The sequence below is a fragment of the Kosakonia oryzendophytica genome (assembly GCF_027886705.1).
Taxonomy (GTDB): domain Bacteria; phylum Pseudomonadota; class Gammaproteobacteria; order Enterobacterales; family Enterobacteriaceae; genus Kosakonia; species Kosakonia oryzendophytica.
In genome coordinates this window covers 361,224-385,437 of record NZ_CP115659.1, presented here as the reverse complement: position 1 = coordinate 385,437, position 24,214 = coordinate 361,224, and the positions used below count along the sequence as shown (strand labels likewise).

At 54.4% G+C, this 24,214-nt stretch carries 24 protein-coding genes and 1 pseudogene; 9 read left to right on the top strand and 16 right to left on the bottom strand.

Annotated features, from left to right (window positions below; genetic code table 11):
• Positions 1–41: 41 nt before the first annotated feature.
• The 8 genes and pseudogenes from ugpB to livK all read right to left on the bottom strand — a co-directional run bounded on the left by ugpB (position 42) and on the right by livK (position 6,936).
• A complete protein-coding gene (ugpB, locus tag O9K67_RS01780) occupies positions 42–1,358 on the bottom strand; it encodes a sn-glycerol-3-phosphate ABC transporter substrate-binding protein UgpB (RefSeq protein WP_061492828.1) in 1,317 nt (438 codons plus the stop codon).
• A 292-nt stretch (positions 1,359–1,650) separates the two neighbouring features.
• Positions 1,651–1,809, bottom strand: a complete 159-nt coding sequence (locus O9K67_RS01775) for a type I toxin-antitoxin system Hok family toxin (protein ID WP_061492827.1) — start codon at positions 1,807–1,809, stop codon at positions 1,651–1,653.
• Positions 1,760–1,867, bottom strand: a pseudogene (locus tag O9K67_RS01770) (DUF5431 family protein); the annotation flags it as partial. The pseudogene O9K67_RS01770 and the gene O9K67_RS01775, both read right to left, overlap by 50 nt.
• A gap of 210 nt (positions 1,868–2,077) precedes the next feature.
• Positions 2,078–2,791, bottom strand: a complete 714-nt coding sequence (gene livF / locus O9K67_RS01765; protein WP_061492826.1) for a high-affinity branched-chain amino acid ABC transporter ATP-binding protein LivF — start codon at positions 2,789–2,791, stop codon at positions 2,078–2,080.
• 16 nt (positions 2,792–2,807) lie between these two features.
• Complete coding sequence (gene livG / locus O9K67_RS01760; RefSeq protein WP_061492825.1) at positions 2,808–3,575, bottom strand: high-affinity branched-chain amino acid ABC transporter ATP-binding protein LivG; 768 nt, start codon at positions 3,573–3,575, stop codon at positions 2,808–2,810.
• On the bottom strand, positions 3,572–4,849 hold the full coding sequence (locus O9K67_RS01755; protein ID WP_061492824.1) for a high-affinity branched-chain amino acid ABC transporter permease LivM: 1,278 nt from the start codon (positions 4,847–4,849) through the stop codon (positions 3,572–3,574). The genes livG and O9K67_RS01755 overlap by 4 nt, the downstream gene beginning before the upstream one ends.
• Entirely contained in the window at positions 4,846–5,772 is a 927-nt protein-coding gene (gene livH / locus O9K67_RS01750) for a high-affinity branched-chain amino acid ABC transporter permease LivH (RefSeq protein WP_061492823.1), read from the bottom strand. The genes O9K67_RS01755 and livH overlap by 4 nt, the downstream gene beginning before the upstream one ends.
• Before the next feature lie 54 nt (positions 5,773–5,826).
• Positions 5,827–6,936, bottom strand: a complete 1,110-nt coding sequence (livK, locus tag O9K67_RS01745) for a high-affinity branched-chain amino acid ABC transporter substrate-binding protein LivK (RefSeq protein WP_061492822.1) — start codon at positions 6,934–6,936, stop codon at positions 5,827–5,829.
• Between the two features lie 430 nt (positions 6,937–7,366).
• On the opposite strand from livK, the gene panM reads away from it, so the two are divergent.
• Entirely contained in the window at positions 7,367–7,750 is a 384-nt protein-coding gene (gene panM, locus O9K67_RS01740; RefSeq protein ID WP_061492821.1) for an aspartate 1-decarboxylase autocleavage activator PanM, read from the top strand.
• Between the two features lie 169 nt (positions 7,751–7,919).
• On the opposite strand, the gene O9K67_RS01735 is transcribed toward panM, so the two are convergent.
• The 6 genes from O9K67_RS01735 to ftsY form a co-directional block, all read right to left on the bottom strand.
• A complete protein-coding gene (locus tag O9K67_RS01735; protein ID WP_061492820.1) occupies positions 7,920–9,023 on the bottom strand; it encodes a branched-chain amino acid ABC transporter substrate-binding protein in 1,104 nt (367 codons plus the stop codon).
• A gap of 242 nt (positions 9,024–9,265) precedes the next feature.
• Positions 9,266–10,531 carry a 4-aminobutyrate--2-oxoglutarate transaminase gene (locus tag O9K67_RS01730; protein ID WP_061492819.1) on the bottom strand — a complete coding sequence of 422 codons (1,266 nt, stop codon included), beginning with the start codon at positions 10,529–10,531 and terminating at the stop codon, positions 9,266–9,268.
• A gap of 257 nt (positions 10,532–10,788) precedes the next feature.
• Complete coding sequence (gene rpoH, locus O9K67_RS01725) at positions 10,789–11,646, bottom strand: RNA polymerase sigma factor RpoH (protein ID WP_061492818.1); 858 nt, start codon at positions 11,644–11,646, stop codon at positions 10,789–10,791.
• A 265-nt stretch (positions 11,647–11,911) separates the two neighbouring features.
• Entirely contained in the window at positions 11,912–12,970 is a 1,059-nt protein-coding gene (gene ftsX / locus O9K67_RS01720) for a permease-like cell division protein FtsX (RefSeq protein WP_061499729.1), read from the bottom strand.
• Positions 12,963–13,631 (bottom strand): cell division ATP-binding protein FtsE, encoded by a 669-nt coding sequence (gene ftsE / locus O9K67_RS01715; RefSeq protein WP_061492817.1) that lies wholly within the window; start codon positions 13,629–13,631, stop codon positions 12,963–12,965. Before ftsE ends, ftsX begins: the two co-directional genes overlap by 8 nt.
• A gap of 2 nt (positions 13,632–13,633) precedes the next feature.
• Positions 13,634–15,022, bottom strand: a complete 1,389-nt coding sequence (ftsY, locus tag O9K67_RS01710) for a signal recognition particle-docking protein FtsY (protein ID WP_061492816.1) — start codon at positions 15,020–15,022, stop codon at positions 13,634–13,636.
• A gap of 189 nt (positions 15,023–15,211) precedes the next feature.
• On the opposite strand from ftsY, the gene rsmD reads away from it, so the two are divergent.
• The 4 genes from rsmD (at position 15,212) to zntA (ending at position 19,117) form a co-directional block, all read left to right on the top strand.
• Positions 15,212–15,814 carry a 16S rRNA (guanine(966)-N(2))-methyltransferase gene (rsmD, locus tag O9K67_RS01705; protein WP_061499726.1) on the top strand — a complete coding sequence of 201 codons (603 nt, stop codon included), beginning with the start codon at positions 15,212–15,214 and terminating at the stop codon, positions 15,812–15,814.
• Entirely contained in the window at positions 15,804–16,073 is a 270-nt protein-coding gene (locus O9K67_RS01700) for a DUF1145 family protein (protein WP_170933847.1), read from the top strand. The genes rsmD and O9K67_RS01700 overlap by 11 nt, the downstream gene beginning before the upstream one ends.
• A 122-nt stretch (positions 16,074–16,195) precedes the next feature.
• The gene (locus tag O9K67_RS01695) at positions 16,196–16,822 is read left to right on the top strand and encodes a lysoplasmalogenase (protein ID WP_061492814.1); all 627 of its coding nucleotides are present in this window, start codon (positions 16,196–16,198) and stop codon (positions 16,820–16,822) included.
• Between the two features lie 75 nt (positions 16,823–16,897).
• A complete protein-coding gene (gene zntA, locus O9K67_RS01690; protein WP_061492813.1) occupies positions 16,898–19,117 on the top strand; it encodes a Zn(II)/Cd(II)/Pb(II) translocating P-type ATPase ZntA in 2,220 nt (739 codons plus the stop codon).
• Here the strand turns inward: zntA and tusA are convergent.
• Positions 19,114–19,359 (bottom strand): sulfurtransferase TusA, encoded by a 246-nt coding sequence (tusA, locus tag O9K67_RS01685; protein WP_061499722.1) that lies wholly within the window; start codon positions 19,357–19,359, stop codon positions 19,114–19,116. The two genes, zntA and tusA, sit on opposite strands and share 4 nt — an antisense overlap.
• A 187-nt stretch (positions 19,360–19,546) precedes the next feature.
• On the opposite strand from tusA, the gene O9K67_RS01680 reads away from it, so the two are divergent.
• Both O9K67_RS01680 and O9K67_RS01675 read left to right on the top strand, forming a co-directional pair.
• A complete protein-coding gene (locus tag O9K67_RS01680; protein WP_061492812.1) occupies positions 19,547–20,212 on the top strand; it encodes a 7-cyano-7-deazaguanine/7-aminomethyl-7-deazaguanine transporter in 666 nt (221 codons plus the stop codon).
• 72 nt (positions 20,213–20,284) lie between these two features.
• Complete coding sequence (locus O9K67_RS01675) at positions 20,285–20,842, top strand: DcrB family lipoprotein (RefSeq protein ID WP_061492811.1); 558 nt, start codon at positions 20,285–20,287, stop codon at positions 20,840–20,842.
• A 70-nt stretch (positions 20,843–20,912) separates the two neighbouring features.
• Here the strand turns inward: O9K67_RS01675 and O9K67_RS01670 are convergent, their stop codons facing one another.
• On the bottom strand, positions 20,913–22,145 hold the full coding sequence (locus O9K67_RS01670; RefSeq protein WP_134319046.1) for an MFS transporter: 1,233 nt from the start codon (positions 22,143–22,145) through the stop codon (positions 20,913–20,915).
• A gap of 112 nt (positions 22,146–22,257) precedes the next feature.
• Between O9K67_RS01670 and O9K67_RS01665 the strand changes: the two genes are divergently transcribed.
• Entirely contained in the window at positions 22,258–23,307 is a 1,050-nt protein-coding gene (locus tag O9K67_RS01665) for an AI-2E family transporter (protein ID WP_061492809.1), read from the top strand.
• 498 nt (positions 23,308–23,805) lie between these two features.
• Positions 23,806–24,195 carry a hypothetical protein gene (locus O9K67_RS01660; protein WP_061492808.1) on the top strand — a complete coding sequence of 130 codons (390 nt, stop codon included), beginning with the start codon at positions 23,806–23,808 and terminating at the stop codon, positions 24,193–24,195.
• Positions 24,196–24,214: the final 19 nt, after the last annotated feature.

Sequence of the window (24,214 nt, the reverse complement as noted above, 5' to 3'; positions counted from 1 at the left end):
CTCTCCCGGGTAGAGAGAGGGCCGGAGAGAGGGTGAGAAGATTAAGACTTGGTGGACTGCTCGAAGCGGCGCAGCAGTTGGTTACCACGCTCTACGGCCGCATCCAGCGCCTGCTGCGGGGTTTTCTTGCCGGTCCATACGCTTTCCAGCTCTTCATCAACAATGGTGCGGATCTGCGGCATGTTGCCCAGACGCAGACCTTTGGTGAAAGCCAGAGGCGGCTTGTTCAACATCTGACGGGTAGCGATATCCGCACCGGGGTTTTTATCATAGAACCCTTGCTGGCGCGTCAGGTCGTAAGCGGCGGTAGTAATCGGCAGATAACCGGTTTTCTGGTGCCATTCGGCTGCGTTTTCCGGTTTCGTCAGGAAGTCGAGGAATTGCGCAACGCCTTTGTAGGTTGCCTCGTCTTTGCCCTGCATGACCCACAGGCTCGCTCCACCGATAATGGCGTTCTGCGGCGCACCTTTCACCGTGGCATCGTAAGGCATCATGCCGACGCCATAGTTAAATTTGGCGTAGTGACGAATATCTGCCAGCGACCCAGAAGACGCGGTAGTGATAGCGCAATCGCCGTTATAGAACTTCTCGGTGGACTCATCTTTACGTCCAAAGTAGCTGAATTCACCTTTCTTGTTCAGTGCTTCCAGCATGGCGATATGTTTCACCTGCTCCGGTTTGTTAAATTCCAGTACGGCGTCCGTACCGTCAAAACCGTTGTTTTTGGTCGCAACCGGCAAACCATGCCAGGCGCTGAAGTTTTCAATCTGGATCCAGCCCTGCCAGCCGCTGGCGTAGCCGCATTTCATGCCTGCAGCTTTCAGCTTCGCGGTGTATTCGGCGAGATCCTGCCAGGTTTTCGGCGGCTGGTCCGGGTTCAGACCGGCTTTTTTGAAAGCGTCTTTGTTGTAATAGAGCACCGGCGTGGAGCTGTTAAACGGCTGAGAGAGCAAATGGCCGGTTTTAGAGTCGGTGTAATAGCCGGAAACCGTCGGAACGAACTGGCTTTCATCAAACTTGATGCCTGCGTCCTGGAAGACCTGGTACACCGGCTTGATCGCTTTTGATGCCATCATGGTCGCGGTGCCCACTTCGTATACCTGCAAAATCGCCGGCGCGTTGCCAGTACGGAAGGCAGCGATACCTGCGCTCAGGCTCTGCTCATAGTTGCCTTTGTACACCGGTACGATTTTGTAATCCGGATGGGTGTCATTGAAACGTTGCGCCAGGGAGTCAACTTCTTTACCTAACTCCCCTTCCATCGAATGCCAGAATGGAATGGTGGTTGCGGCCAGGGCGTTGCCTGCAAAAACGAATCCCAGCGCCAGACCCAAAGCTGTATGTCGTAACGTTGTCATTATGCTCTCTCTTGTTATACGGGATGCGCGATATCACGCGTTTTGTGCTCGCGAGGTAACATGACATGCTCGAATGACAGAAAAATAATCTTTTAATTACAAATAAATGACAGCCAGGCGTCAGGGAAATGTCGGTGGGATGATAGTAACGTGAAGGAAAAATGGCGGATTGCCAGAGGATAAGGGAAAGGGCTTCCCTGCTCGCAAAGAAGCCCTTTATAAAGGCGCTCAGAGGCGATGCCGGCAACTGTCGCTCCTGAAAAGGCAGGGATTGCTCCCTGCCTCCAGGTTGCTACTTACCGGATTCGTAAGCCATGAAAGCCGCCACCTCCCTGTCGCTATCCCTGTAGCGGATCTCGCACAGTGATTTTCGTGTCAGCCAGGTGAATATCACGAGTGTGAAACACACCATAAATACGCACCAGAGAAGAGTGTTTCGCGGAATTTTCATGGTTCACGCCTCCTTGCCTTGCGGCGGGTAAGAGGCTATCCTGATGTTGTTCAGGCATTCGGATGGCCTCGTGGTGGTTAATCAACATTAACTTACTACGGGGCTTTCTTCTTTGTGCCGCACAACTTTCTACCGTCATGAGGCAAAAAGCCTCAAGCGCCGCCCGCATCATATCCCATCAAATCCGCAGGCAGCATCCCGGCATGGCACTTTTCAGATAATAAAAAACCGGCCACTCGCGACCGGTTCAGATGTTTTACGCGAACGTTTAACCGCCCAGATAAGCACTGCGCACCGCTTCATTCGCCAGCAGTGCTTCACCGGTATCTTCCAGCACCACGTGACCATTCTCCAGCACATAGCCGCGATCGGCGAGCTTCAGCGCCTGGTTGGCGTTCTGCTCCACAAGGAAGATGGTCATCCCTTCTTCACGCAGTTGCTCAATGGTGTCGAAGATTTGCTGAATAATGATAGGTGCCAGTCCAAGCGACGGCTCGTCCAGCAACAGCAAACGCGGCTGGCTCATCAATGCACGGCCAATGGCCAGCATCTGCTGCTCACCACCGGACATGGTGCCCGCACGCTGAAGACGGCGCTCATGCAGACGCGGGAACAGCTCATACACCCGCTTAATGCGGGTTTGATACTGCTCGCTGTCGGCAAAGAAACCGCCCATCGCCAGATTTTCCTCAACGGTCATACGCGAAAAGACACGACGCCCTTCCGGGACAATCGCCACCGCTTCACGCATGATCTTCGCGGTTTGCCAGTCGGTAATATCTTTACCATCAAACACAACACGCCCACTGGTGGCGCGCGGATCGCCGCACAGCGTCCCAAGCAGCGTGGTTTTACCCGCACCGTTCGCGCCAATCAGGGTCACGATTTCCCCCTGATTAATATGCAGACTGACATCGTGCAGTGCCTGGATTTTGCCGTAGTGGGCGCTTACTTTGTCAAACGACAACATGACTTTTTCCATCTTAGCCTCACCCACCTTATGCTTCGCCCAAATAGGCGCGGATCACGTCCGGATTGTTACGAATTTCTTCCGGTGTTCCGTTCGCCAGCGGCGTCCCCTGGTTCACCACATAAATACGATCGGAAATGCCCATCACCAGTTTCATATCGTGCTCAATCAGCAGAATGGTGGTGTTGTGGTTATTGCGCAGCTCAACAATCAGCTCATCCAGTTCTTTCGTCTCTTTCGGGTTCAGACCGGCGGCTGGTTCGTCGAGCATCAGGATCTCTGGCTGCGTCACCATGCAACGCACGATTTCCAGACGACGCTGGTCGCCGTAGGCAAGGTTGCTCGCCTGGCGGTTAGCGTGCGCTAACAAACCAATACGATCCAGCCAGGTGGCGGCGCGATCCAGCGCTTCACTCTGCGCCCGGCGAAACGACGGGGTTTTCAGCAGACCAGAAAAGACCCCGGTCTTTAATTGCTGATGCTGTGCCACCAGCAGGTTTTCGATCACCGTCATTTCACGGAACAAGCGCACATGCTGGAAGGTGCGCACCACGCCCATCCGGGCGATTTCCTGACCCGGCAGCCCTTCCAGGTGCTGGTCACGCAGCATAATGGTACCGCCTGTCGGTTTATAGAAACCGGTGAGACAGTTGAACACCGTGGTTTTACCCGCACCATTCGGACCAATCAGCGAAACGATCTCTTGTGCCTTCAGCTCCAGCGCCACGTTGTTAACGGCGAGCAGGCCGCCGAAGCGCATCATCAGGCCGTTTACGGATAATAATGGCTGACTCATGCCTGCTCTCCTTTTACTTGCCCGTTTTTCAGTTTCAACTGCGGACGGGTCATCGGCAGCAAGCCTTGCGGACGCCAGATCATCATCAGTACCATCAAACCACCCAGCATCAACATGCTGTATTCATTAAAGTCACGCATCAGTTCACGGGAGACCACCAGCAGGATAGCGGCGAGGATAACCGCAAATTGCGACCCCATCCCCCCCAGCACCACGATCGCCAGTACAAATGCAGACTCGGCGAAGGTGAAGGATTCCGGACTGACAAACCCCTGGCGCGCAGCAAACAGCGTCCCGGCAAAACCGGCAAACGCCGCACTGATGGTAAACGCCGTCAGCTTGATGCGGGTCGGGCTAAGACCCAACGAACGGCAGGCGATCTCATCTTCGCGCAGCGCTTCCCACGCTCTGCCCAGCGGCATGCGCAGCAGACGGTTGATCACAAACAGCGTCACCACCACCAGCAGCAGCGCTACCAGGTAGAGGAATACGACACGATCGCCGGGATCGTATTGCACATTAAAGAAGTTGCTGAAGGTATCCCAACCGCCTTCACGCGCCGTCCGGCTGAACTCCAGACCAAACAGCGTCGGTTTCGGGATCTGGCTAATGCCGTTCGGGCCACCCGTAACTTCAGTATTGTTCAACAGCAGAATACGGACGATTTCCCCAAAACCCAGCGTCACAATCGCCAGATAGTCGCCACGCAGACGCAGCACCGGGAAACCAAGCAGGAAACCCGCGGCGGCGGAGACCAGACCGGCCAGCGGCAGGCAAGTCCAGAAACCGAGACCGTAATAGTGGTTCAGCAACGCAAAGGTATACGCGCCAATCGCGTAGAAACCACCGTAGCCCAGCACCAGCAGGCCAGAGAGACCCACCACTACGTTCAGGCCCAGACCGAGAATGATATAAATCATTGTCATGGTGGCGATATCCACCGTACCGCGCGACACCACAAACGGCCACGCCACGGCAATCACCAGCAGCGCCAACAGGAACAGCTTCTGTTTTACCGTTGAGCCATCAATAGCTGGCAGAATAAACTTCGGCCCGGAGACACCCTTCAGTGATTTCTGGAACATCGGGCGCAACAACTGGAAGAAAAAGACCACCGCCGTGCCGATAAATACCCACTGCCAGCGAATATGCGCAGCGGTGTTCACCACCAGTTTGGTCCCGTCCAGTTCCAGTTGGACGCCCATAAAGACGCTCGCCAGGATGAAGAACAGCGCAGCAGAAAGCAGCGCCATCGCAAAATGCATCGGTTTCATACTTTTTCAACCTCCGGGCGGCCAAGGATACCGGTCGGCATCACCAGCAACACCATGATCAACAGCGCAAACGACACCACATCTTTATATTCGGTACTCAGATACGCCGAAGAGAGGGATTCCGCCACACCGAGGATCAGCCCGCCGATCATAGCGCCAGGAATACTGCCGATACCGCCGAGCACTGCCGCGGTAAACGCCTTCATCCCCGCCATAAAACCGATGTAAGGGTTAATAACGCCATAGAACTGGCCCAGCAGCACACCCGCCACCGCCGCCATTGCTGCGCCGATCACAAAGGTCAGCGCAATCACGCGGTCAGTATTGATGCCCAGCAGGCTTGCCATTTTTAAGTCTTCCGAACAGGCGCGACAAGCGCGCCCCATGCGGGAATAGCGGATGAACAATGTCAGCGCCAGCATGGAGATAAACGTCACGATCCAGATAACCAACTGCATGGTGGTGATGCTGGCAGAAAAGTTTTCACTGTGACCGACTACCCACTGGCCGTTAAACAGGCTTGGCAACGCCACGTCACGGGAACCTTCGGTCAGGCTGACGTAGTTTTGCAGGAATATCGACATACCGATGGCGGAGATGAGCGCAATCAGGCGTTTGGAGTTACGCACCGGGCGATAGGCCACCCGTTCAATGCTCCAGCCGTAAGCGCTGGCTATCACAATCGCCCCGACGAAACCGGCCGCCACCAGCAACCAGCTGGAGTCGATGCCCATCATCATCAGTGCAGCGATAATCATAAAAGAGACATAGCTACCGATCATGTACACCTCGCCGTGGGCGAAGTTGATCATACCGATAATGCCGTAAACCATGGTGTAACCAATGGCGATCAATGCATAGGTGCTTCCCAGCGTGACGCCGTTAAACATCTGCTGCAAGAAGTAAAGAAACTGCTCGGACATAACATAACCTTCTTAAATCTCTCCAGACGTTGCGCCCGGAGAGAGGGATGACAGTTATTTCGCCACGGACGACGAACCATCGGCGTGCCATTGGAAAACGCCAAAATCAAATCCCTTCAGATCGCCTTTTTCATCCCAGTTCAGCGGCCCAATCACGGTTTTAGCCCCGTTGGCTTTTAAATCTTTGATCAGCGCCAGCGGCTCGGCGCTGCTGCTCCGCTCAAGCGCGGTCGCCAGCGACTGTACGGCGGCATAGGTAATCCACACATACGGACCGCTCGGATCTTTTTTCTCTGCTTTCAGCGCATCGACGATGCCCTGATTCGCAGGATCCTGGTCATAGCGTTTCGGCATGGTAACCAGCATGCCTTCCGCTGCATCCCCCGCGATATTGGACAGCGACGCGTTGCCCACACCTTCCGGTCCCATAAACCGGGTTTTCAGGCCGTTGGCGCGAGCCTGACGCAGCATCTGCCCCATCTCAGGGTAGTAACCACCGTAGTAGACAAAGTCGATGTTTTCTTTTTTCAGGCGTGCAATCAGCGCAGAAAAGTCTTTTTCACCGGCGGTAATACCGTCGAAGAACACCACATTCGCTCCGCCCGCTTTCAGCCCGTCCTGAACGGAACGTGCGAGGCCTTCGCCGTACTGCTGTTTATCATGGATGATGGCGATGCGTTGCGGCTTCACCGTATTCAGGATGTATTTTGCAGCAGTCGGCCCTTGCGAGGAGTCCAGCCCGGCGGTACGCATAATGTGCTGATAACCGCGCTGGGTCAGTTCCGGATTGGTCGCGCCAGGCGTGATCATCAGAATGCCTTCGTCTTCATAGATATCGGAAGCAGGCTGCGTTGATGAGGAACAGAGGTGACCAATGACATATTTCACGCCGTCGTTAACGATTTTGTTAGCGACAGCAACCGCTTGTTTCGGATCACAGGCATCGTCATATTCCATCGCAACCAGTTTGTCGCCTTTGATCCCGCCTTTAGCGTTGATATCGTGGATTGCCTGCCGCGCACCGTTAAACTCCATGTCGCCCCACTGCGCAACAGGACCGGACATCGCACCTACAACCGCGACTTTAATCTCTGCCGCCATGGCCGCGTGAGACATCGCAAGTGCAACCATCCCCGCGATCGCTGTCTTCGCGTTCCTTCTCATTCTTTTAAATCCCCACTTGTCGTGATGTTGTGTAAATATTTTGTTTTTTTATGGTTAAAAAGCATTCTGTACTTTTAATGTACAACGCTATTTTTACCAGTGCCTTTAATGGTTTAGCGCAGTCTTTTGGCAAAAACCAGACTAAATCCTCTATTTTTCAGGCGATTAAGCAGAGATAATATTCTGTATTTAATCGGAGATAAACAAAAAAAGGCCAGGCTTCAGCATAAAATAATGGTACAAAGAGCGGAATAAATCACTACTGATCAGGTTAAAATCCTGTCTGTTTTTCGATCTCCAATGTTTCACGCTACCCCGAAGGCTGCGGCAAAATTATTCGCCTGTTAGATGAAAAATAAAAAACTAACAGACCCGGCCAAACGAAATTGTTTACACTCACACTATCTTTTGCATTTTGGACAAGCTGTACATGAAATTGACTATCATCCGACTGGTGAACTTTACCGAGCAGGATCATATTGATTTAGCGAAAGTCTGGCCGGAATACTCCCCCGCGTCGCTCGACGTGGACGACACGCACCGCATCTATGCGGCGCGCTTTAATGACAGGTTGCTGGCCGCCGTACGCGTGACATTACGCGGTACCGAAGGCGCACTGGATTCACTTCGCGTGCGCGATATCACTCGCCGTCGCGGTATCGGGCAATATCTGGTCGAAGAAGTGATGCGCGATAATCCGGCGATAACCAGTTGGTGGATAGTGGATATTGGTGTGGAAGACAGGGCCGTGATGGCCGCCTTTACCCAAACACTGGGCTTCACCGCACAAGAAAACGGCTGGGAAAAACGCTAAAAAAAGCCGGATGGGAAGATCTCCATCCGGCTTAGAAGAACGCCTTGCCCGGGAATATGGCGTCTCAGGCAGGTTGCTGCTCTCCCCGGATACCTACACAGATAAGTAAACGGGGTAAGCGAGCGCAGCCAGTGCGCCTGCGGCACGAAAGGCTGCGGTCAGTTCAGGCTTATTTCGCGTCGGTTGCTGTGCCGTTAGCATGCCAGGTGAAGACACCGAACTCAAAACCTTTCAGATCGCCTTTCTCATCCCAGGACAGCGGCCCCATTACGGTATCCACTGAGTGCCCTTTCAGCCAGGTTGCGATAGCTGCCGGATCGGCAGACTGATTCAGGCCAGCAGCCAGCGACTGCAGCGCCGCGTAGGTGGTCCATACGAACGCGCCGCTCGGATCCTGTTTCTTGCCTTTGATCGCGTCCACAATCGGTTTGTTTGCCGGGATCTGATCATAGTTCTTCGGCTTGGTCACCAGCATGCCTTCCGCAGAGTCGCCTGCAATATTAGACAGGGAAACGTTGGCGACCCCCTCCGGGCCCATGAATTTGGTTTGCAGACCTGCTGCGCGTGATTGACGCAGGATCTGACCCATTTCCGGGTGATAACCGCCGTAGTAGACGAAATCGATATTTTCTTTCTTCAGGCGCGCCACCAGCGTAGAGAAGTCTTTCTCACCCGCGGTGATACCGTCAAAGAACACCACGTTCGCGCCGCCTTTTTTCAGCCCGTCCTGCACAGCGCGCGCCAGGCCTTCGCCATATTGCTGCTTATCATGAATAACCGCGATACGCTGCGGCTTCACGCTCTGCAGAATGTATTTCGCGGCGGTCGGCCCCTGATCGGAGTCCAGACCGGTGGTGCGCAGCGTCAGTTTGTAACCACGGCTGGTCAGCTCTGGTGCCGTCGCTGCAGGCGTAATCATCAGAATGCCTTCATCTTCGTAGATATCAGACGCTGGCTGAGTGGAGGAGGAGCACAGGTGACCGATTACGTATTTGATCCCGTCGTTAACCACTTTGTTGGCAACCGCTACCGCTTGTTTCGGGTCGCAGGCATCGTCATATTTCACCGCAACCAGTTTGTCGCCTTTGATCCCACCCTTCGCGTTGATATCGGCAATTGCCTGCTCAGCGCCGGTAAATTCCTGGTCACCGTACTGCGCAACCGGACCGGACATTGCACCCACAACGGCAACTTTAATATCTTTGGCGAATGCCACGTTGCTCATTGCTAACGCAATACATCCCGCCAGTAACGCTTTACCCTTCATTTTCATCCTGAGATTCCCCATTGTTATGGTGATTGCTATTTGTTGTGATGTTGTTGTTTGACACATTATTTTGCTTATACACATAAGCAAAGAATATGATAGTAGTTATTAGCGATTCTGCCCGTGCACTGGCAGCATACTCTGCTAAAACATACCCCAATTTTCAGAATATGGAATAACAATTTTGAAGGTTGTGCGACAGCGTGATGACAGTTTGTGGAAAAGCCGCCCATAAGGCGGCTAAATAATTAGTGCGTCAGCGACTGCTGGAGAATATCCAGCGCTTTACGGAACTGGACTTCCGGAATGGTCAATGGATAGAGGAAACGGATCACGTTGCCGTAAACGCCGCAGGTCAGCAGTAACAGCCCTGCCGCCAGCGCCTTATCCTGCACCTGCTTCGTAAATTCTGCCGACGGTGCGCCGGTGTTCGGATCGTTAAACTCCACCGCCACCATCGACCCCTGCGCACGAATCTCCGCGATATAGGGGCACTGCGTTTTGGCGTTGTTCAACACTTCCACCAGATGTTTACCCAGGTGATTAGCGCGTTCGCACAAATCCTCTTCTTCGATAACATCCAGCACCGCATGCGCTGCCGCCACCGCCAGCGGGTTACCTGCATAGGTGCCGCCCAGCCCGCCAGGTGCAGGAGCGTCCATGACCTCCGCGCGTCCCGCAACCGCCGACAGCGGCAAGCCGCCCGCCAGACTCTTCGCCATGGTGATCAGGTCAGGTTTGACGTCGTAATACTCCGAGGCAAAGAGTTTGCCGGTACGGGCAAACCCGCTCTGGACTTCATCGACAATCAATAAAATACCGTGGCTATCACACAACTTACGCAGCGCTTGCATAAAGTCCGCAGGTGCGACATTAAAGCCCCCTTCGCCCTGTACCGGTTCCAGCAGGATAGCGGCAACCTGATCCGGTGCGATATCGGCTTTAAAAATGCGTTCCAGGCTTTTCAGCGCATCGCCCGTGCTCACGCCGTGCAAGGTGTTTGGGTACTGCGCGTGGTAAATCGAACCCGGGAACGGGCCAAAGCCGATTTTATAAGGGGCGACTTTGCCAGTCAGGGCCATGGTCATAAAGGTTCGGCCATGGAAACCGCCGCCGAAGGTGATAACACCCGGGCGCCGGGTATATGCACGGGCGATTTTCACCGCGTTTTCCACCGCTTCCGCCCCCGTTGAGAAGAACGCTGTTTTGGCCGGGCCAGTGACCGGCACGCGCGCATTGATGCGCTCCGCCAGTGACACATAGCTTTCGTAAGGCACGATTTGGTAGGCAGTATGCGTAAATGCCTGCAGCTGTTTTTCTACCGCCGCCATCACTTTCGGATGGCGATGTCCGGTATTCAGCACTGCAATACCGGCGGCAAAATCGATCACTTCGTTGCCTTCCACATCCCACAGCGTGGCGTTCTCCGCTTTTTCGGCGTAAAACCCGCACATCACCCCAATTCCACGCGGCGTCGCCTGTAAACGGCGTTGATGTAATTCGTTATTTTTCACCTTGATGTCCCCTGTCTGTGTATGCCCGCTTACCAAGTATATAGCGCCTTTAGCAATGCGATATTTCACTCAGTTTCGCGCAAGCGATGGAACACCGACAGGACAGCTTTTATGTTGCGATGTGACAGAAACAAGAAGTGGTGAATGACGGGACGAAACGGCGGGATAACATGGGATGAAGGCGAAGACAGGAACAAACAGACAACAAAAAGCCGGGAGAGGCTGACGCCGTCCCGGCTTGTTTCACTGCAATTCGCTTACGCTTCGATAGCGGCGCGCAGTTTTTTCATCGCGTTCTTTTCTAACTGACGCACACGCTCGGCAGACACGCCGTAACGGTCGGCCAGCTCCTGCAACGTGGACTTATTCTCTTCGTCCAGCCAGCGGGCGCGAATAATCTGCTGGCTACGTTCGTCCAGCCCCTGCATCGCATCGACCAGTTTGTTAGCGGCCTGCTCTTCCCAGTTATCGTCTTCAATGCCGTCGGCAAAGTTAGACGATTTATCCTGCAGATAAAGCACCGGTGCCATTGGCTGGCTGTCTTGCGCATCGTCATCAGGCGACATATCAAAGGTCATGTCCTGGGCGGCCATACGCGATTCCATTTCACGCACGTCTTTGCTGGTTACGCCCAGCTCACGGGCAACCATTTCCACTTCATCCTGATTGAACCAACCCAGACGCTGCTTGGTTTTACGCAGGTTAAAGAACAGCTTACGCTGTGCTTTTGTGGTGGCGACCTTCACGATACGCCAGTTGCGCAATACGTACTCGTGGATCTCAGCTTTAATCCAGTGTACGGCGAAGGAGACCAGGCGCACGCCCACTTCCGGGTTGAAACGACGCACGGCTTTCATCAGGCCGATATTACCTTCCTGGATCAGATCCGCCTGCGGCAGACCATAGCCCGAGTAATTACGAGCAATATGAACAACAAAGCGCAGGTGAGACAGAATCAGCTTTTTCGCTGCTTCCAGATCGCCCTGGTAATGCAGCTTTTCAGCCAGTGCCCGCTCTTCATCAGCCGTCAACATCGGCCATGCGTTAGCGGCCCGGATATACGACTCCAGGTTACCAACAGGGGCTAAAGCTAAAGTTTGCATTTCTTTGGTCATTCAAATCCTCTCAATTCACTTTCAACTGGCGGCGGTCAGTCCCCATCAGGCAACAAACATGCCAGCGTTTTTGAGCAACGAGAATAGCACTCACAGTTTTATCAGACAGTGATTTTATCCACAAGTTCCCTGTAGGGTTGTGAATAAATTACGCACAAATTGTGACATCGGGATGAAAAAACCGTGGCAAGGAAGATCAAAGGAATCCGTATCCTTCCCGGCAACGGAATTCTGCATTGCCGGGAAAGAGTATACCAAAATTTTTCTAATCCGGAGTAAAGTGACGTAAATGTTGCACTGTCGCCAGCCAGGCCGCGACCCAGCCAATCATAGAGCACACCAGCAGCAACAGCAGGCACTCATCGAACGACAAACCGCTCAATTCAAACTGGGTGCCAAAGACTTTCGCCACTTCGGTCACCGCCGATGACAAACGCATCACCAGGATTTCCGACAGGATCAACGATAGGAACGCGCCGGAGAAGCCGAGCAGCGCACCGCCATACAGGAACGGGCGCAGAATAAAGCCATCCGTTGCGCCAATCAGTTTCTGCACGTTGATAGTGTCGCGGCGGGCGAAGATACTCAACCGCACGCTGTTGCCAATCACCAGGAAGACAGCCGCCACCATCAATACGCCAATCATCGCCGACACGCGCCCCACCAGCCCGGTGAGTGACGCCAGGCGCGCAAACCAACTATCATCCATGCGTACTTCATCAATGCCGTGGATACGGGAAATGCGGTCACGCAAGGTGTTAAGCGAATCGGGCGTCTGGAAATCAAGTTTCGGCACCACGACCGCCACCGCAGGCAAGGGGTTCTCTTCCAGCATATCCAGTGCGCCACCGAAACCGGACCAGTTGCGGAACTCGCCAAGCGCATCCTCGCGGGAAAGATAGTTCACCTTTTCAACTCCCTGCTCCGACTGCAACTGCCCTACCACCTGCTGAGCAGCGTTATCATCCAGCGCCTTGTCGAAGTAAACGGTGATCTGCGGAGACGGATAGTACTGCGAGGCCGCCTGGTTGACGTTTTTGTACACCATGTAGCAAACGCTGGGCAGCGTCAGAGAGATGGCGATAACCATTACCGTCAGGAAGGTTGCCAGCGGTTTACTTTTCAGATCCTGCAAAGCGCCGTGCCAGGCGTAGCGCACCTGCTCGTTAAACACATTGCTCTTACGCGATGGCGCTTTGTTCGCCGCTTTGCCGCGACGCGGCGCATTGCGGTTGCTGTCGCCAGAAGAACCAGACGCTTTACGGAAACGGTCAAGCTTGCTGCCAAACTGCCGGATCTGGTTTAGTGCATCACGCTTATTCACCCGCATGGCCTCCGTGCAAATGACCGTCGCTCAGGCTCAGCATGCGATACGAACGCCGGGAAATCAGTCCCAGATCATGCGTCGCCATCAGCACTGTCACCCCAACGCGGTTAAATTCCTCGAACAGACGTAAGATTCCTTCCGACAGCGCGTCATCCAGGTTGCCGGTCGGTTCATCCGCCAGCAGCACGGCAGGCTTATTCACCACCGCACGGGCAATCCCTACGCGCTGTTGTTCACCACCGGAAAGCTGAATGGGAAAGCTTTTCGCTTTGTCGAGCAGACCCACTTTATCCAGCGCCGCAGAGACGCGACGACGAATATCATCGCCGCTGGCGCCAGCAATGATCAGCGGGATCGCCACATTGTCGAATACCGTACGATCCATCAACAGATGGTGATCCTGAAAAATCATGCCGATTTGGCGGCGCAAAAACGGCACTTCGCGGTTCTTCAGACGGGTAATATCATGGCCGCCGAAAAGGATTTTCCCGGCGCTGGGCCGCTCAATCCCGCAGATAAGCTTCAGCAGGGTGCTTTTCCCCGCACCGGAATGCCCGGTCAGAAAGGCCATCTCGCCCGGCTGCAGGTGAAAGGTCACCCCCTGCAGCGCTTGTCTCCCACCGAGATAGGCTTTGCTGACGTGTTCAAAGCGAATCATTGTTAATCCTCTCGGGCAAAAAGTGCCTCAATAAAATCGCCCGCATTAAACGGACGCAGATCCTCAATACGCTCGCCGACACCAATGTAACGGATAGGAATGCCAAACTGATCCGCCACCGAGAAGATCACGCCCCCCTTGGCCGTACCATCAAGCTTGGTCAACGTAATCCCCGTTAACCCTACCGCTTCGTGGAACAGTTTGGCCTGGCTGATGGCATTTTGCCCGGTGCTGGCGTCAATCGTCAGCATCACTTCGTGCGGCGCATCTTCGTCCAGTTTTTTCATCACGCGGACGATTTTCTTCAGTTCTTCCATCAGGTGCGATTTGTTCTGCAAACGCCCTGCGGTATCGGCAATCAGCACATCCACATTACGCGCCTTCGCCGCCTGGATAGCGTCAAAAATCACCGAGGCGGAATCCGCGCCGGTATGCTGAGCAATCACCGGAATATTATTGCGCTGGCCCCACACCTGGAGCTGTTCCACCGCTGCCGCACGGAAGGTATCCCCCGCCGCCAGCATGACCGATTTGCCCTGTTGCTCAAACTGACGCGCCAGCTTGCCGATGGTGGTAGTTTTCCCCACACCATTCACGCCAACCATCAGGATAACAAACGGCGTTTTGCCTTCGACACTGAGCGGCTCATCCACTTTTGCAAGGATCCCGCTCATCTCATCTTTCAGCAAACCATACAGTGCTTCGGCGTCGCGCAGTTGTTTGCGGCTGGCGCCTTCTGTCAGATTGGTGATGATTTTACGCGTGGTTTCCACGCCCACATCCGCAATCAGCAGTTGCTCTTCCAGCTCTTCAAACAGATCATCGTCGATCTTTTTCCCGCGGAACAGACTGATAAATCCGGATCCGAGATTCTCTTTTGTTTTCAGCAGGCTGCGTTTAAGACGCGCAAAGAAACCCTCTTTCGTCGGTTTCTCCTGTTCAATCGCCGTCTCGTCCACCGGCACCACCACAACCGCTTCTTCAGCCGCCTGCGCCGCCAGCGCCTGGGCTTCCAGCTCTTCGTCGCTCAGCGGTGCGTCGTTGTCTTCAGCATCAACGTGCGCTTCCGCGTGTGGTTCAGCTTCCGACATCCACTCTTCAGCGCCGCTCTCCTGCTCAACCACCTCTTCCGGCAGCGGCAGCTCTTCGTGTTCAAGCTGCGCGCGCGTCTCTTCCGCTACCGGTTCCGGAGACGGTGCTTCGTGGCTGAGCGTTTCGCTTACCGCTACGACCTCTTCGGCGAATTTTTCACTGTCGGCAGGCTCAGCTACCGGCGTCTCGTCAACCGGCTGCTCAGTGACAGGCTGTTGTTCGGTTTGCGCCTCATCAGCCTGCTCTTTCTGCCCAAAGCCAAGCCAGGAAAAAAAGCCACGTTTCTTCTCATTTGCCATTGGCGACCACACTCCTCGCGATTGATTCATGGCGCAGCCCGTCTGCACGACCAGGACTGAAAACATTTGTTAATTAGTCGGATAGTCTACCACTTTCCTGAACTCGCATCACGACTTGAGGATTAGGGTTTAACGTCCTTCTCCGGGTCGCTAGAATAGCAGGCCGAAATGATGAGCAAAGCGAAAACCATGAAGAAACCCAACCGTGCCGCCAGCGGCCAGATACGCATTATCGGCGGGCAGTGGCGAGGCCGAAAACTGCCGGTGCCCGACAGCCCCGGCCTGCGCCCAACCACCGACCGCGTGCGTGAAACATTGTTTAACTGGCTGGCACCCTCAATGGTAGACGCCCACTGTCTCGACTGCTTCGCCGGAAGCGGCGCGCTGGGGCTGGAGGCACTGTCGCGCTACGCTGCCCGTGCCACCCTGCTGGAGATGGAGCGCAGCGTCGCGCAACAATTGCAACAGAATCTGGCTACGCTGAAAGCAACGAATGCAACCGTCGTTAACACCAATACGCTGAGCTTTTTAGCCGCGCCGGGCACCCCGCACAATATTGTGTTTATCGATCCACCCTTTCGTAAAGGCATGCTGGAAGAGACGCTACGCTTGCTGGAAAACAACGGCTGGCTCGCTGATGACGCGTTAATCTATATAGAAAGCGAAGTGGAAAATGGGCAACCGCCGGTGCCTGCGCACTGGCAACTGTATCGGGAAAAAGTCGCGGGTCAGGTGGCTTACCGTCTCTATCACCGCGCAGTACAAGGAGAGAAGCATGCCGCTGCTGATTAATTTGGGCCGTCTGTTGATGCTGTGCATCTGGGCCTTTTTGCTGTGGAACTTAATTAAACCCTTTCCGCGCCCACTGAATATTTTTGTCAACGTCGCGCTGGTATTCACCGTGTTTATGCACGCTTTGCAGGCTACTATGCTGAAAAGTGCACTGCCGAAAGACGGTCCGCAGATGAGCAAAGCAGAACAGATCCGTATCTTCCTGTTCGGCGTTTTCGAGCTGTTGATCTGGCAAGAAAGGCTCAAAGCGAAGAAATAAGCCGGTCAGAAAAAGCGGAATTACGTCCATAGTGGGGGAGTCAGCATTGTCATCCCCCTTTCCCCGCCACTACACTGAGTAAGAGAGATTCACGCAACGCTAAAAGATACAGGGACTTAATTATGCTGTGGTCATTTATTGCTGTCTGTTTATCCGCCTGGTTGTATGTCGACGCCTCCTACCGCGGCCCGGCCTGGCAGCGTTGGGTTTTCAAACCCGTTACCTTACTTCTCCTGTTGTTGCTGGCCTGGCAAGCCCCGATGTTCGATGCCATCAGCTACCTTGTGCTGGCGGGTCTGTGCGCTTCACTGGTCGGGGATGCGCTGACGCTTCTGCCACGGCAAAAAATGCTCTACGCCATTGGGGCATTTTTCCTTGCTCATCTGCTTTATACCATCTACTTCGCCAGCCAAATGACGCTCTCCTTCTTCTGGCCATTGCCGCTGGTGTTGCTGGTGATTGGCGCACTGCTGGTGGCGGTGATTTGGACGCGGCTGGAAGAGTTGCGCCTACCGGTGCTCACCTTTATTGCCATGACGTTAGTGATGGTCTGGCTGGCGGGTGAACTGTGGTTCTTCCGTCCGACAAGCCCTGCGCTGTCTGCATTTGTTGGTGCCACGCTGCTGCTGCTCGGCAATGTGGTCTGGCTGGGCAGCCACTACCGTAAGCGCTTTAGCGCCGATAACGCTATTGCGTCCGCTTGCTACTTCGCCGGGCATTTTCTGATCGTTCGCTCTCTGTATATTTAAAAAGCTTGACTCTGGAGTCGACTCCAGAGTGCATACTCTGGTTAATGAGAAAATTATCATTAACCGGAGGATGCAATGCCGACCCCCACACCGCAGCCTGAACCGAAAAAAGCCCCGCAGTTCGCGGCGGTCAAACTGCGCCCGATGCCGGAAAAACCGCAACCGTGTTGTGCCGACGAAACCTGCGAAAACACCGTTGCTGCCCCGGTGAGCGCCGAAGGTGAGCGTTATAGCTGGCAGGTCTCCGGTATGGATTGTGCCGCCTGTGCCCGTAAAGTGGAAAACGCCGTACGCCAGCTTGATGGCATCGGCCTGGTGCAGGTTGCCTTCGCCACAGAAAAACTCACTGTCGTGGCTAACCGTGATGTACGTACACAGGTCGAACAGGCGGTACAGCAGGCGGGTTATCAGTTGCGAGGCGAACACAGTGCGCCGGAAGCGCCTCCTTCGAGCCTGCGCGAAAACCTGCCGCTGCTCCTGTTGATCGTCATGATGGCAATAAGCTGGTTGCTAGAGCAGTTCAACCATCCGCTCGGCCAGGCCGCATTTATCGCCACTACGCTTGTTGGCCTGTGGCCTATCGCCCGTCAGGCGCTGCGCTTGATGAAAAGCGGTTCCTGGTTCGCCATCGAAACGTTAATGAGCGTCGCCGCCATCGGTGCGCTGTTTATTGGTGCCACTGCCGAAGCCGCCATGGTGCTGATGCTGTTTTTAATTGGCGAGCGCCTTGAAGGCTGGGCTGCCAGCCGCGCACGCCGTGGCGTCAGCGCATTGATGGCGCTGAAACCGGACACCGCAACCCGCCTGCGCAACGGTGAACGTCAGACGGTGGCAGCCAGCGAACTGCAACCCGGCGATACGATTGAAGTCCCTGCTGGTGGTCGTTTACCGGCGGATGGCCGTTTGCTGTCTTCGTTTGCCAGCTTTGATGAAAGCGCACTCACCGGTGAATCCGTACCGGTTGAACGCGCCAGCGGCGAGGCGGTTCCCGCCGGGGCGACCAGCGTTGATCGGCTGGTCACGCTGGAAGTGGTTTCCCGACCCGGTGAAAGCGCCATTGACCGTATCCTGAAACTGATTGAAGAAGCGGAAGAGCGTCGCGCGCCGATTGAACGCTTTATCGATCGCTTTAGTCGCCTCTACACGCCTGTGATAATGGGAGTTGCACTGCTGGTCGCCCTCCTGCCTCCGTTACTGTTTTCCGCGCCCTGGCTGGAGTGGATCTACAAAAGTCTGGCGCTGTTGCTGATTGGCTGCCCCTGCGCACTGGTGATCTCCACCCCGGCGGCGATTACCTCCGGCCTTGCAGCAGCGGCTCGACGCGGTGCACTGATCAAAGGCGGCGCAGCGCTGGAGCAACTGGGCAGCATCCGCCAGATTGCTTTTGATAAGACCGGTACGCTGACCATCGGGAAACCGCAGGTCGCCGCGTTAAACCCGCTGAGCGGGTGCAGCGAAGAGGAACTGTTAACACTGAGCGCCGCTGTTGAACAAGGCTCCACCCACCCGCTGGCGCAGGCCATCGTGCAGGAAGCTCAGCGTCGCCAGCTCGCCATTCCCGATGCGCAGGCGCAGCGCGCTCTGGCCGGGAAAGGTATTGAGGCCGAAGTAAACGGGCGCACCATCCACATCAGCGCGCCGGACAAACTCGCCGCAGGCATGCTGGACAGCGCGTTACTGGCGCAGATTAATCGCCAGGAAAGCCACGGTCAGACGGTGGTTGTGGTACAGCGTGACGGAGAAGTGATAGGGACGCTGGCATTGCAGGATACGCTGCGTGACGACGCCAAAGAAGCCATAGCCGCGCTCCATGCGTTAGGGGTACAAGGCGTGATCCTCACCGGCGATAACCCGCGTGCAGCGGCGGCGATTGCCGGGGAATTAGCACTGGATTTCCGCGCCGGGCTGCTGCCGGAAGATAAAGTCAGCGTCGTACAAACATTAAACCAGCATGCGCCGCTGGCGATGGTGGGCGATGGTATTAACGACGCGCCGGCAATGAAAGCCGCCGCCATTGGCATTGCAATGGGTAGCGGCACAGACGTCGCACTGGAAACTGCCGATGCAGCATTAACCCATAACCGATTGACCGGTCTTGGTCAGATGATCCGCCTGGCGCGCGCCACACACAGCAATATCCGGCAGAACATCGCCATGGCGCTGGGACTGAAGGCCATATTCCTGGTGACGACGCTGCTGGGAATAACGGGATTGTGGCTGGCGGTGCTGGCGGATACGGGCGCGACGGTGCTGGTGACCGCCAACGCCCTGCGCCTGTTGCGCCGCAAAGATTAGTGGCTTTTACGCACTACATAGCGGTACGGCAGCGTCTCGGTTTGCCCGGCGACCAGCTCATGTTCCATAAAACGGCAAAAGCCGGGAATATCGCGGGTGGTTGCCGGATCGTCGGCAATAATCAGTAATGTTTCGCCAACCTGCATGTTGCGTACGGTTTTGCGCACCATCATTACCGGCTCCGGACAGCGCAGGCCCTGAGCGTCCAGCGTATGGTCGGCAGTGGTAAACGGATCGGTCATTTTCATCTCACAACGGAAAAAACCGCATTAGTTTACGCTGCCTTTTTTGTGACGCAAGCAAGGTTAACGATTGCGTTAAAAATAGCCATTGCATCCGGTGATGATTGCAGTATCATGCGGCGGCTCTGTTTGACAGAGCATAAAAAGTACTGGGTTCCCTCACCCCATTTACCAAAAAGGTCACAATATGACGCAATTTTCGCACTCGCAGCGCATGAAGGCGCTGTTCTGGCTTTCGCTTTTTCACCTGCTGGTGATCATCTCCAGTAACTATCTGGTCCAGTTGCCGGTTGCCATTTTTGGTTTCCACACCACCTGGGGCGCATTCAGTTTCCCGTTTATCTTCCTGGCGACGGATTTAACCGTACGCATTTTCGGCGCGCCCCTCGCACGGCGGATTATCTTCGCAGTGATGGTTCCGGCGTTGCTGGCTTCGTATGTGATCTCCTCCCTGTTCTATATGGGTTCCTGGCAGGGCTTTGGTGCACTCGCCCACTTCAATCTGTTTGTGGCGCGTATCGCCACCGCCAGTTTTATGGCCTATGCGCTGGGTCAGATTCTTGATGTACACGTATTTAACCGCCTGCGTCAGAACCGTCGCTGGTGGTTGGCGCCTGCCGCATCAACCGTTTTTGGCAACGCCAGCGACACCGTTGCATTCTTCTTTATTGCCTTCTGGCACAGCCCGGATACGTTTATGGCGCAGCACTGGATGGAAATCGCGCTGGTGGACTACGGCTTCAAAGTGATTATCAGCATCGCGTTCTTCCTGCCGATGTACGGTGTGCTTTTGAATATGTTGCTGAAAAGACTGGCAGACAAATCTGAAATTCCCGCATTACAGGCCAGCTAAAGGTACGGCTTATCAGTTATGATAAGATGCACTGATGAGCCGTTATGGCTGTTTATTGAAAGGATGAAGTCAATGCGGAATCTGGTGAAATATGTCGGTATTGGCCTGCTGGTAATGGGGCTGGCGGCCTGTGATAACAGCGACAGCAAAAAACCTGTTCAGGGCGCCGCCGCTGAAAGCAACGCCAACGGTCAGCCCGTCACGCTGCTCGACGGCAAACTCAGCTTCTCGCTTCCGGCAGATATGACCGATCAGAGTGGCAAACTGGGTACACAGGCTAACAATATGCACGTCTACTCCGACGCTACCGGGCAAAAAGCCGTGATTGTGATTGTGGGCGACAACACGCAGGAAGATCTCGCCGCACTGGCGAAACGCCTGGAAGATCAGCAGCGCAGCCGCGATCCGCAACTGCAAGTGGTGACCAATAAATCCATTGAGTTGAAAGGCCAGCCCCTGCAACAGCTCGATAGCATTATCTCCGCCAAAGGTCAGACTGCATGGTCTTCTGTGGTACTGGGTAAGGTCGATAATAAACTGCTGACCCTGCAGGTGACGCTGCCGGCGGACAACCAGCAGCAAGCGCAAACCGCGGCAGAAAACATTATCAATACCATCGTGGTGAATTAACACCGCGCCAGAAATGAAAAAAGGAACCTTCGGGTTCCTTTTTTATTGCGGATCTCCGTGATACCAGGCATTACTCCAATGTTGGACGTAACTTCAATCGCCACGCCAGCAGTAGCGCTATCGCCACCAGTCCAGCCGCCGCCAGATAAATCATTGAGACCCCGGACCAGGCCATCAACAACCCTGCCAGCGGCCCGGTAATACCGAGCGACAAATCCATAAACACCGTATAGGTGGCCAGTGCAGAACCCTGGTTATGCTGCGGTACGGCTTTCACCGCCACCACACCAAGTGCAGGGAAGACCAGTGAGAAACCCGCGCCAGCAAGGAAGACGCCAAGCTTCGCCATCCACGGATCCGCCGCCAGCCCTACCAGCACCAGGCCGATGGTTTCCACCGCAAAGCAGATCATCGCCACATTCAACCCGCCGAAGCGGTTAATGCCGTTCGGAAACAGCAGACGCGTGCCCACAAACGCAACACTGAACAGTGTCAGGGCGAAGGCCGCCCCTTCCCAGCCCTGCGCATCGTAATAAAGGGTAATAAAAGTGGCGATAACACCGAAGCCCGCAGAGCCCAGCGCCAATGCCAGGCCATACACCCACACGCGGCCCAGTACGGCGCGAAACGGCAACGGTTTGCCTTTACTGGCTTTCACTGCCGGGCGCGGCAGCGCCAGCAAAATCGCCAACAGCGCCACCCCCATAATGGTGAGTGATAACCCGGCTAAACCACCATAGCGATAACAGAGCACTCCAAGCGGGGCACCAAGCGCCATCGCACCGTACGTCGCAATGCCATTCCAGGAAATAACGCGCCCAATATGTACAGAGCCAACCACACCGACGCCCCACAAAGTGGCTCCGGTTCCGGCAAAGCTCTGGCCGATCCCCAAAATGACACGCCCGAGGCACAGCAACACCAGGCTAAGGATACCGGCATGGCTGCTACCCATCCCCGCTAACATGTAGCTCAGTCCACTCAGAAACGCGCCGCACAGGCCAAACACCACCACCTTTTTCGGCCCCAGCGCATCGGCATAACGCCCGGCATGCGGTCGGCTAAGCAGCGTAGCGAAGTATTGTAAACTGATGACCAAACCGGCCCAGAAGGCGCTATACCCCATAACATCATGGACATAGCCAGGCAACACGGCCAGCGGCAGGCCGATAGTGAGGTAGCTTGCGAAGTTAAAAATAACGACGGACAAAATCCGCAGATTAAGACGCCATCCGCTAAGCGCCGATTCAGCGGCGTTTTCAGGCATGAGAGTGAAATCCAGATATTTACAACAGTGTTTCACTATTACCACGTCAGCGCACAGAAATCAGCATTCACTTTAAGAATATCGTCGTCAGGCGAAGACCTTACAAGGCACTACACTTGAACAGGCAAAATGACATAAGGACGTACATATGACATATCCTCAGCCTGATCAGGCGGGTTTACATATTCTCTTAAAACTGGCTGCGCTGGTGGTGATCCTCGCCGGTATCCATGCTGCCGCCGATATTATCGTGCAACTTTTACTGGCGCTCTTTTTTGCCATCGTACTCAACCCGTTAGTCCGCTGGTTTATCCGCCGGAAACTGTCGCGCCCGGTCGCTATCGCCATCGTCGTTCTGGTTATGCTGATCGTCCTCACCGCGCTGGTCGGCGTGCTGGCCGCGTCGATAAACGACTTTATGACCCTGTTGCCAAAATATAACCGCGAATTAACGCGCAAATTCCTCGATCTGCAGCAAATGGTACCGTTCCTCAACCTGCATATGTCGCCGGAACGCATGCTGCAACGGATGGATTCCGATCGCGTGATGACGTTTGCCACCACGATGATGACCCAACTCTCCAACGCCATGGCCAGCATCCTCCTGCTGGTAATGACCGTCGTATTTATGCTCTTTGAAGTCCGCCATGTGCCTTATAAACTGCGTTTCGCGCTGCACAACCCGCAGATCCACATTGCCGGACTGCACCGGGCGCTGAAGGGCGTGTCGCACTATCTGGCACTGAAAACCTTGCTCAGTTTATGGACCGGGGTCATTGTCTGGCTGGGTTTGGTACTGCTGGATGTGCAATTCGCATTGATGTGGGGAGTACTGGCGTTTTTACTCAACTATGTTCCCAATATTGGCTCCGTGATCTCCGCTATTCCGCCCATGCTCCAGGCATTACTTTTTAATGGCGTTTACGAATGCCTGCTGGTGGGTGCGCTCTTTCTGGTCGTGCATATGATCATCGGCAATATCCTGGAGCCCCGTATGATGGGCCACCGCCTTGGCATGTCGACGCTGGTGGTATTTTTATCATTATTAATCTGGGGCTGGCTGCTCGGCCCGGTAGGAATGCTGTTGTCGGTTCCCCTCACCAGCGTATGTAAAATCTGGATGGAGACCACCACCGGGGGGAGCAAACTGGCTATTTTGCTCGGGCCAGGCAGACCTAAAAGCCGCTTGCCAGGATAAATGACCTACCAACGGGGGTAGTTTTATATTTATCTTATTAACGTTAAAGTAAAGAAAATAATTGCGCCTGCTTTATTGCAGGCGTTTTAACGATAAACAATGCACCACTTAAAACGCCTGGAATTTACCTTAAGCTAATTAAATAAATATAACAATTTTATAACCAGAATAATTACCCGCATCAGAATCAAGCTAACAGCCTGTAATACATACGATTAGTAATATATAACCATTGATATCCTCTTATCATTATGGTTGCACTGTACACAATGATATTTTATTATTCGCCCACCCCGACTGACTCCACAAAATTTGGCAATATGCTTATAAAAAGCCGGGCAGCAGTATCACTCACTTTAAAAAAACCCAATATTCGCAAACAAAAATGGCAATCTGCACCGTTTTTATTGGCAGTATTTTCCATTTTCATCATGGCGTTGGATTAATTCCAGAAAGTAAGTGTGTCTTCAATCTTAAATTATTTGATACGGAGTTCTCATGAAGAAGATTGTTCAATTCCTGGCAGTGATTGCCGTAGCCGGAGCACTGGCAGGTTGTGCGCGTACCGCTATTGTGCAAAATATCGACGCCCCGGTCAGCGCAGGTCACACTCAATCTCAGGTGCGCGCCGCTATTCTGAAAGCGGGTCAACAACGTCAGTGGGTTATGAACGATGCTGGCCCAGGCGTTATCACAGGTCGTCTGGATAACCGCGGCCACGTTGCCGAAATTCGTATTACTTACGCTGCAGACAGCTACTCCATTAACTACGCAAACAGCCTGAACCTGAAAGCGTCTGATGGTCGAATCCATAAAAAATACAACACTTGGGTGAACACCCTCGATAAACAAATTCAGCAGAATTTGGCTTCAGGCGCCGCGCTTTAATTGCCATCCTGTCTAAAGT